A 9,130-nucleotide genomic window follows, 5' to 3' on the forward strand; every position below is an offset into this window, starting at 1 on the left:
ATCCGGGTTCGCAACGGCTCTTCTCCTTGCCGCTGCAGTTAGTAGAGTTTTTGCCTCGAGCAACCAGACGCCTAACCCTTCCATCGAGAGGACGTCACAAGGGCTACGCCCTTGCGCCGCCTCTCATGTCAAACGTTAGGCATCGCTGATGCAAAGTCACCCTGTCCCAGCCAGACTGACTAAGAAAGAGGCCAACAAGCTTCGTAGGCTTCTTGAGAAGAGATTGGTCAATCTGATGGGCGATCCGACTGCCGTGATAGTCGAATGCCGAAGAGTCAGAAGGCGATTTCTGAACGAACTGGGCACAACAGGAACTGCCTTCACCTTCCCTTTTGAGTTTGATGCTCTCGTCGCACTTAAGTCCAGCAAGTTGGCCTGGCGGCAGCTGCTACTTATGGAGAGAAGTCTGGGCAATCGACGTCTTGACACTGTCAATGAAGATTTCTCGCCAGAAGAAGCATGGCGAGCGCTGCATCTCTATGGACCGCTCTTGTATCTAGATGGGCGCTACGCTGAAGCGCGGCGGATGATGGAGGTAGGGCTGAACTGCTGGCTTGACGGATCACTTCCCCGCTACAGAAATCTGTTCATCTACGTCGGCAATGCCGATCAACCACCCCAGGTCAGGCAGCGGGTTACTCTCCTGCACGTCTATCAGGCACTCGGCGAATCACTGGCTTCATGGCCTTACTGGTCTGAGTTTGTCCGCAGTGTTCCCATTGAAGTTTTGCGCAATGAAGCTGTGTCGAGGAAGGAATTGCTTGAAGATCCAACCCAAACTGCCCGTTTGCGAAGTCGCAGTCCTAGCGATGCCTAACCCTTCCATCGAGAGGACGTCGCCCGGCAAGCCGCGCGCCGCCTCTCATGTCAAACGTTAGGCGTCCCAGAAATGATTCATCGCCGCACCCTCCTGCTCTCGATTGGTCTGCTGCCTGGCTACCGCGTAGGGGCTCAGCCGTCTTCATTGCTCGCTCAGGGAAGTCAGATACTGCAGGACGCGACAGGTCAGCCCGTTCGCGAGTTCTCTACCCAAGACTTTGGGCGAGAGGTGTATTCGGACGGGCGATCCGTTCTAGTTGCTGAGAAGCAAGCGGAGCGCCTACTCAATCTAGTCAGAACCAAGCTTCCAGTAGGGCTAGTGGCCTTCGTCGGCGTAACCAGCAGCCATGCAACGCCAAAGCCGAACGGGGTCGAGCTTGTCGTGGCAGCAGGGAAAGACCAGTTCGACATCCTTCGCGTCGCAGCTACAGATGGGGTGAACCATGGGCTAAGTACCGAAGATGTCATCAAGGAGCTTGTGAAGTGGAACGATGAGTTCGGAATCGACATATGGCAAGCTGAAACCGATGTTGTCCAACTGAGACTCAAGACACTGCCAAAGAACCTTCGTGCGTTCGCCAACCGCGTGTACAAGTTTTGCCCAGACATCGTTGACCAAGGTACCGGTGACGTTAGGAAGCTAGAGAAGTTGCTTGCGCAAGAGAAGGCGGTGCTTCTGTGGTGGGATTGAGCGCGACGCCTAACCATTCCATCGAGAGGACGTTGCCCGGCAAGCCGGGCGCCGCCTCTCATGTCAAACGTTAGGCCGCTCTAAGGAGAAGCATTGCAATGCCATTTACGCTAAACGGAACTGGTACAAAGTACTACGGCGCAAGGGAGCATGACATTGGCGGCACATACGTCACCACCAAATGGATTGTGGTGCTCGGTATCCCGTTGCTGCCCCTGAGTTCTTGGCGGGTCTACCCACTCAATGAAGAGCGCTTTCATGACCATAGGCCGCTTTTGGACCGAGACGCCTCACACACAACGCAGTCCTTTGAAGAAACGCGAGTGCCATTGAATTGGAAGCAAATCATCAATGTCTACGCAATAACAATTCCTCTTCTCGCCCTGGCGTTCTGGGCAGTCAAACGAGCCTTCCCCGGGTTCAGCATCAAGTGGTAGTCAGGTCCATGGTTTTGCGAGAGCGGCCTAACCCTTCCATCGAGAGGACTCGCCCCGGCAAGCCGGGCCGAGCCTCTCATGTCAAACGTTAGACCTCACATGCACGAGTTACTTACTCTCGCCGCTGCAGTCAGGGGACGGTACGTTGAGGCTCTGCTTGAGTCTCTCGCCAGCTTCATGTCTGAGCATCAGCCCTCCGCGTCAGAGGTCCTATTGGAGATCCAGCGACCAGAGTCCTTGCCGTATCGGCTCTATCGCGCAGACATGGCAACTAACGCTGATGGTTCGGCGAAGCTCCAAGACGTCAATCCATCCACGCACTTAAGCTTCGAGCCATTTGGTATCGAATTCGACGATGGCACTACTATCGCTGTTCAGCCTTTTACCTGGAACGATGTTGCACTCCAGATAAACATCACCTTGCCAGCGGAGCCGGTTGAGGAATGGGCCATGCGTTGGCTTGATGCGGATGATTCGTTCGCTCAAGATGAGCATGGCCTTCAAGGCGTCATTCACTCAATCGTCAGAAGCGATGGCTCAGATGGGGGCACCCTTCTAACGATTGATTTCGGTTCTTCGCCTGTAGAGGCGCTTAGAGAACTTGTTGAGTTGGCAGTTGCTTCCGGCGCTTCGCACCTGTCGATCTATTCCGAGACGCTCCAGTGAGGCCTAACCCTTCCATCGAGAGGACGCTTTCCGGCCTACGGCCTCCAAGCGCCTCTCATGTCAAACGTTAGGCCGCACGAAAGTCACCATCCGCGAAATCAGGAGTACAGCGTGTCATCCGAGAAACAGGTCCAGTTTGTCGTCACGATCAACGCGCCAGTCCCTACGGTTTGGCGACTCATGATCGGCCCGGAAAGCTACAAGCGATGGGCGGCTCCTTTTGCTGAGGGAACGTACTTTGAAGGCTCGTGGGAACAGGGAACCAAGATCAAGTTTCTCTCTCCTCCTTCGGGAGATGGGATGCTCTCAGAAATTGCTGAGCGCCGTAACAACGAGTTCATCTCCATTCGCCACCTAGGCATGATTTCCAATGGAGTGGAAGACACGACAAGCGAGTCCGTTCTTGCCTGGGCGCCCGCATACGAGAACTACACATTCATCAGTGTTCCGGAAGGCACGAAGCTTGTAGTTGACTTGGACATACCTGGCGAATGGGTCGAGTACATGAATGAGGCCTGGCCAAAGGCGCTGATGGCGCTCAAGCAGTTGAGCGAGTCCGAACGTGCGGCCTAACCCTTCCATCGAGAGGACGTCACCCGGCAAGCCGGGTGCCGCCTCTCATGTCAAACGTTAGGCGTCACAGTGGAAACTTGGTGGGATCTTTCAGTCGAGCTTCTTGCCAACGGCCACAAGAAGGAGGCCATTGAAGTTGCTCGAATGGCCATGAAGCCGGCAGCCTCGGTGCCGCGGTGTGCTTGGCAAGGTTCGGAGAAGATGCCGGGCTGCAGCGTGAAGATGCTGATGCGATCATCGAAGACGTCATTCGCATAGTGAAGGACGATGACGAAACGGCGCACTGGAACCTCTACTCCGCGTCTGAGCTCCTTCTTGGCTCTGTCGATCCTGAGGAGAAGTACTGGCGGATCGAACGTCATCTTCAGCTGTACGCCAAGGCGTCCGGTAATCCACACGCCGTGCTCATGGTTGCTCGGCGCTTTATGTTCGGCACTGCTGTGCTTGACGCTGACGTAGCAGAAGCCGTTGACTGGTACTACTGCGCTGCAGCACTCGGCTCAGCGGAAGCTCATGCAGAGCTCGAAGCGATCGTCGGCGACGCCTAACCCTTCCATCGAGAGGACGCTTTCCGGCCTACGGCCTCCAAGCGCCTCTCATGTCAAACGTTAGACGGCGGAACCCACGCAGCGCAGCCCAAGGTGCTGCTCAAAGGCATCGAAGTCACGATCGCTGTGAAGCAGTTGATGACCACTGACGATGCACCTAGTGGCGAGCACCACATCAATGGTGCCTCGCACGGTCAAACCGAGATGGCGCAGCTTTCTGTAGTTCTTCGCTGCCTCCACGATCACATCTTCGCCACCAAGAACCACGAGATCCAAGCGGCCCAAAAGACGCCGAACTTCGTTGAACTCCTTGTCGAACTTGCACCCCTGGAGAACCTCCGTGAATATGAGGTCACCAATTGCGAGTTCTTGGGAGTCAAGAAGTCCTTCAAGCAGGTCAGTCTGCGCCGTTGGTCGCCCTCTGAAGTAGTCGATCCAAACGCTCGAATCCACAAGAATCACTTGTCACGCCTCATGGCATCGAGATCGCCTTCCCAGGTAATCTTGCCGCGAAGCTTCCTAATCTCAGCTTGCTGCTTAAGCCGAAGCAAAGTCTTCAATCCAAGCTCCACGGCTTCGCGCTTGGTCCGCAAGCCAGTGGCACGCAGGGTGTCAGCCATGAGCTTGTCGTCGATCACGATGTTGGTTCGCATGATGTGCATACTTTCATTTCGGCATACACACTATACTTTGGCCGCGCGGTTAGAGCAAGGCACACCGCCGTCTAACCCTTCCATCGAGAGGACGTCACAAGGGCTACGCCCTTGCGCCGCCTCTCATGTCAAGCGTTAGGCCTCACGGATCCTCCCGATATCCGTGCGATAGCAACGCCGATGGGCAATGGCTATATCAAAGGCGCACTTCTGCTCGCTGAGCAAGCTAAGGGAATCGAGAGAAACCCACCACCAGATGTCTTTGATCGTCTTACCGTTCATCACGCGCTAGTGACGAGCAGTCTGTTGAATAGCGCATGCGCCCTCGAAGCGACTATCAACGAGTGGTACACCTTCTCCGATGAAATCGAAGGCACTCAAGACGATAGCGTCAAAGACCGAATCAGAAGGCTTTGGGATGCAGGCATCCCAAGAACCGCCTCCTTTCAGATTCTTCAGAAGTAGCAGGTGGGCTTGGCGCTTATGGGAACGGAAGCTTTCTCCGAGGGAGAGGAACCTTTCCAAAGCGCTCGTCTTGTGGTCGACCTGAGGAATTGGCTAGTTCACTACGAACCCACCTGGGAACCAATGGCTGAGCATGAGGAAGCCGGAGACTTCCCACCCCATAAGCTGGTGCGGCGCCTGAGAGGAAAGTTCGAGTCGAATCCACTAAGTCAGCCTGGCGTTCCCTTCTGGCCCTACAAGTGCCTTGGTTCTGGTTGCGCCATATGGGCTGCAGAATCAGCAATCGCATTCATGGATGAGTTCTTCTCTCGCTGCGATCCAGATAGTGTTCTGCGGCCCGAGAAAGCATGGCTCGCTAGAGTTCGCAAGTTGGGGGCCGAAATGTACTGGCAAAGACGTGAGGCCTAACCCTTCCATCGAGAGGACGTCACAAGGGCTGCGCCCTTGCGCCGCCTCTCATGTCAAACGTCAGGCCTCTTTGTTCACACTCGCAAAGACATGAATCCGGTCGCATTCGAAAAGCAACTCAGCGCGGTGAACCCATCAGCAGATGGGCTGCACATCGATGCGCTTTCTGAACTCATAGAGTTCAGCGGAGTCGAGTCATCCGTTGAAGAGATTCAGCGCGCGATCTTCTCCTATATGGAACGCCATCCGATTGCAGATCTCGGCTCCCCGGGGCCACTCGTTCATTTCCTTGAGAAGGCTCATCCAAACACATCAGTGAACTGCTTTCCTCTCTGGAAAGGCTGCCGGTCTTCTACACCATCTGATGGTCAATCGCATCCTCAACTCCAAACCAGCGGCAAACATGGAAGAGAAACTGATAGAAGCTTTGCGCTACTCCACCGTGCACCCAAACGCATCTGCAGTCGTCAGAAGTCAAGCACTCGAGTTCCTACAGGCTCATAGGCCAGCAAAGGCCTAACCCTTCCATCGAGCTGACATGCCCCGGCAAGCCGGGTCATGCAGCTCATGTCAAACGTTAGACGCCGCAGGAACAAAATGCCGCGCTATCTGCTCGCGATCTTTGCTTTTGCAGCCATCACTCAAAGCGGGTGCGCGATCCACGGCCAGGCTCGCTGCCCTTCTGGAGAACAGGCCTCCACGAACGAACTCACCTACTTCGGCACAGCCAAACCGGGAGGTGTTGTGTCGCCAGAAGAGTGGGCTTCGTATCTGGCCAAGTCCGTCACACCGCGCTTCCCGGCCGGCCTATCGGTCTGGCCCGCCGCTGGTCAGTGGCAGTCCGCGCAAGGTTCAATCGTCAAAGAAGCCTCATTTGTCCTTAGCCTCGTCTACACACCAAGCGAGGCCAATGAAGTTGCGATTCGAGCGCTCGTGTCCGAGTACAAACTTCAGTTTCAGCAGGAAGCAGTTCTAAGAGTCAAGTCGCATGTCTGCGTTTCACTGTAGGTCTGGTAGCGGTTGCGCAGCGGCGTCTAACCCTTCCATCGAGAGGACGTCACAAGGGCTACGCCCTTGCGCCGCCTCTCATGTCAAACGTTAGACGCCATGAGTCCGCTTGTCGTCGCAACACAAGAAGCGCATCTGCCCGACCTTTACTCGGTCATAGATTCTGTCGCACGTGAGGGCAAGTACCTTGCATTCACGAAGGCGCCAGCGTGGGAGCAGTCCGTGGCGTTCTACCGAGGCTTATTGAAGGCCGGCAACCCATACTTCGTGGCCGTTGCAGGCACGAAGGTCGTTGGCTGGTGCGATGTCTCGTTTCTCGTAGGCGAATCCAGAGCTCACATCGGCGTTCTGGGCATTGGGCTTTTGCCTGAGTTCCGCCACCAAGGCCTCGGTCGCAAGCTCATGGAGGCAGCCATTGCAAGGAGCTGGGCTGTTGGCCTCACACGCATAGAGCTCAACGTACGAGAAGACAATCACAACGCCAAGGCTCTCTACGAAAGGCTCGGCTTCGAGACGGAAGGTCTGCGTCGCAAAGCCAGCGTTATTGGCAACGAAGTACACAACGTCTGGGCGATGTCACTGCTCCGATAGCATGGCGTCTAACCCTTCCATCCAGAGGACGTCGCCCGGCAAGCCGGGCGCCGCCTCTCATGTCAAACGTTAGGCGGCGCAACAAGCGTTTTCGAGAACCAACCTTTTGGAAGCTAGCCATGAAAAGACTACTAGTGGCCGCTGTCGTCCTTCAACTTCTGGCAGGCTGTCAGGCAATACGAGACTCGATCGCTCCTCCGGGAGAGATGGGTAGCAACGGAAGGGTCAACAAGTGCAACGACTGGAGCACGAACCCTCAAGCTTGTGGAGAGGCACGCTACAACGCACCGCGTGTTGCCAAGATCAATCTCGGTCAAAGCCTCGCTGAAGTTCGTCAAATAATGGGTCGAGACCCGGAGCAAAGATCGCTCCGCGAAGAGGGTGGCCAAGCTATCGAAGAGTGGCAGTACCTGACAGACTACAAGCAATCCATCACCTCTGTCATCTCGTTCAAGAACGGCAAGGTCAGTTCCCTTCAAGCAGTACGCAAGTAGCCCTCAACATGAAGGCGCCGCCTAACCCTTCCATCGAGAGGACGTCACAAGGGCTACGCCCTTGCGCCGCCTCTCATGTCAAACGTTAGGCGCCTCATGTACGCATGCCCACACTGCAAGTTTGAAGGCATAGGCCTTTCCGCTAAGTGGCGCTCGTCTATTGCGTATCCAATCTCTTGCAGACACTGCCACAAACTCAGCCTAGTCCCGGTTGCGACCTCAAGCGGAATACTTGTGGCGTGCATTGTCGGCTACGTACTCATCGGTCTCGCCGCTGCACTCCTCAAGTCTGGGCCGGTGCTCTTACTCGGCGGTTTTGGAATCCTTTGCTTTTATGTGTGGCGCTGGCACAAGGCTGAACTTCTCCCAACTACGCCGAGAGGATCAGAACAAGCAAAGAAGGCAAACTGGCTACTTGGCTTGTACTTCGCCGTTCTAAGTCTGTTTCAGTAGGCGCCGAACGAATGCTTCTCGTATCAGCGGCCCATTCCAGATCTGCCTTCCGAGAGGCGCCTAACCCTTCCATCGAGAGGACCCGCCCCGGCAAGCCGGGGCGGGCCTCTCATGTCAAACGTTAGGCGCCGCACGGATTTCCAATCGCTTGTCGGATTGCCAAAATTACCGCCCTCGGCACAAGGACGAAGAGATCATCAAATGAAAGCGAATCTTCATGGGCTCCTAGTTCTTGCAGCACTCGTAAGCTGCTCCTCCGCGTTTGCGAACGAACCGATCAAGTGCTACGAAATGGCTTGGGGAAGCCGAGAAAAGCAGGGCCTCGGCCTAACCGCTGGACAGGCGGTAACGCTATGCAGCGGAACGACCGACGCTGCCAAAACGATTGAGTGCTTTGTAAGGGCCTGGGCACACCGAGACGATGGTGGCCTGGGGCTAACTGCCGGCCAAGCCATTACGCTCTGCAAGTCCAACTCGCTGCCATAAGCTTCACGACTAGGCGGCCCCGACTTATGCAGGCTCTCATGTGCTTCGTAGCTAGCCTTCGGGCATACCGGGCCAAAAGCTCCTACGTTCAGGGCGAGGCGGCGCCTAACCCTTCCATCGACAGGACGTGCCCCGGCGAGCCGGGTCACGCCTCTCATGTCAAACGTTAGAGCGCATTTATGCAACGCCGCACCATCCTCTGGTTCCTCCTCGCTTCGGTCGGGTCCTTTGCACTCGGCGCTGCTGTTTGCTTTTGGTTCGCTTTTGCCTACTTCAGCTCGTACGTTGACGGGTTAGCAGACCGCTCCCTTGCTGATCGAACGCTGATCCTTCAGAGTCTTCGTGAAGGCAACTCAAAGTTTGTTGAGCAACACGCAGAGTCAACCGCCTGGACACAGATAGTGCTCATTGGCAATCGCAGCCAAAGCGGCAGGCCAATCAGCCGCGAGGCAAAAGAAGCAATCAAATACCACTGCGACCATTTCCTGAAGGTCAAGGACTCAATCGGCGAAGGTTTGGCCAAGCACCATGAGGCTTGGTGCGTCCAGCTTTCCAAATAGGCGCCAAGAATGCGCTCTAACCCTTCCATCGAGAGGACATGCCCCGGCAAGCCGGGTCATGCCTCTCATGTCAAACGTTAGACCGCATTTGGTTCGATGCTTCGATACGCTTCTCTTCTCTTTGCCGCGCTCAGCGGGCTATCGGTTCAAGCGGCAGGCGCGGAGAGCCAGTGCTACGGCACAGTCAGCAACGGGCGCATCGAAAACAGCGTGAAGCTGCCAGAAAGTGGAAAGAACTTCAGCGCCTACAGTTCTCTAGGCACAACCGCCGGTCGAAC

13 protein-coding genes and 1 pseudogene are annotated in these 9,130 nt (G+C 55.8%); 12 read left to right on the forward strand and 2 right to left on the reverse strand.

Annotated features, from left to right (window positions below; genetic code table 11):
• Positions 1 to 223 precede the first annotated feature (223 nt).
• From JI745_RS26140 to JI745_RS26160, 5 genes are all read left to right on the forward strand, one after another.
• Complete coding sequence (locus JI745_RS26140; RefSeq protein WP_201813443.1) at positions 224 to 817, forward strand: hypothetical protein; 594 nt, start codon at positions 224 to 226, stop codon at positions 815 to 817.
• 72 nt (positions 818 to 889) lie between these two features.
• Positions 890 to 1,510, forward strand: coding sequence for a DUF4253 domain-containing protein (locus JI745_RS26145; RefSeq protein WP_201813444.1), 621 nt, complete (start codon positions 890 to 892; stop codon positions 1,508 to 1,510).
• A gap of 701 nt (positions 1,511 to 2,211) precedes the next feature.
• A complete protein-coding gene (locus tag JI745_RS26150) occupies positions 2,212 to 2,613 on the forward strand; it encodes a hypothetical protein (protein WP_201813445.1) in 402 nt (133 codons plus the stop codon).
• Between the two features lie 111 nt (positions 2,614 to 2,724).
• Positions 2,725 to 3,186 carry an SRPBCC domain-containing protein gene (locus JI745_RS26155; RefSeq protein WP_201813446.1) on the forward strand — a complete coding sequence of 154 codons (462 nt, stop codon included), beginning with the start codon at positions 2,725 to 2,727 and terminating at the stop codon, positions 3,184 to 3,186.
• 182 nt (positions 3,187 to 3,368) lie between these two features.
• Positions 3,369 to 3,734 carry a hypothetical protein gene (locus tag JI745_RS26160; protein ID WP_201813447.1) on the forward strand — a complete coding sequence of 122 codons (366 nt, stop codon included), beginning with the start codon at positions 3,369 to 3,371 and terminating at the stop codon, positions 3,732 to 3,734.
• A gap of 60 nt (positions 3,735 to 3,794) precedes the next feature.
• Here the strand turns inward: JI745_RS26160 and JI745_RS26165 are convergent, their stop codons facing one another.
• On the reverse strand, positions 3,795 to 4,196 hold the full coding sequence (locus JI745_RS26165) for a PIN domain nuclease (RefSeq protein WP_201813448.1): 402 nt from the start codon (positions 4,194 to 4,196) through the stop codon (positions 3,795 to 3,797).
• A complete protein-coding gene (locus JI745_RS26170; RefSeq protein WP_201802832.1) occupies positions 4,193 to 4,387 on the reverse strand; it encodes a type II toxin-antitoxin system VapB family antitoxin in 195 nt (64 codons plus the stop codon). Before JI745_RS26170 ends, JI745_RS26165 begins: the two co-directional genes overlap by 4 nt.
• A gap of 180 nt (positions 4,388 to 4,567) precedes the next feature.
• On the opposite strand from JI745_RS26170, the gene JI745_RS26175 reads away from it, so the two are divergent.
• The 7 genes and pseudogenes from JI745_RS26175 to JI745_RS26600 form a co-directional block, all read left to right on the forward strand.
• Positions 4,568 to 4,852, forward strand: coding sequence for a hypothetical protein (locus JI745_RS26175; RefSeq protein ID WP_201813449.1), 285 nt, complete (start codon positions 4,568 to 4,570; stop codon positions 4,850 to 4,852).
• Positions 4,853 to 5,350: 498 nt separating this feature from the next.
• Positions 5,351 to 5,764, forward strand: a complete 414-nt coding sequence (locus tag JI745_RS26180) for a hypothetical protein (RefSeq protein ID WP_201813450.1) — start codon at positions 5,351 to 5,353, stop codon at positions 5,762 to 5,764.
• Between the two features lie 54 nt (positions 5,765 to 5,818).
• Entirely contained in the window at positions 5,819 to 6,268 is a 450-nt protein-coding gene (locus tag JI745_RS26185; protein WP_201813451.1) for a DUF3574 domain-containing protein, read from the forward strand.
• 99 nt (positions 6,269 to 6,367) lie between these two features.
• Complete coding sequence (locus tag JI745_RS26190; protein ID WP_201813452.1) at positions 6,368 to 6,859, forward strand: GNAT family N-acetyltransferase; 492 nt, start codon at positions 6,368 to 6,370, stop codon at positions 6,857 to 6,859.
• 119 nt (positions 6,860 to 6,978) lie between these two features.
• Entirely contained in the window at positions 6,979 to 7,353 is a 375-nt protein-coding gene (locus JI745_RS26195) for a hypothetical protein (RefSeq protein ID WP_201813453.1), read from the forward strand.
• A gap of 1,118 nt (positions 7,354 to 8,471) precedes the next feature.
• Positions 8,472 to 8,852 (forward strand): hypothetical protein, encoded by a 381-nt coding sequence (locus JI745_RS26200; protein ID WP_201813454.1) that lies wholly within the window; start codon positions 8,472 to 8,474, stop codon positions 8,850 to 8,852.
• 96 nt (positions 8,853 to 8,948) lie between these two features.
• A pseudogene (locus JI745_RS26600) lies at positions 8,949 to 9,130 on the forward strand (replication initiation protein); the annotation flags it as partial.

Source organism: Piscinibacter sp. HJYY11 (assembly GCF_016735515.1).
GTDB lineage: Bacteria > Pseudomonadota > Gammaproteobacteria > Burkholderiales > Burkholderiaceae_C > Rhizobacter.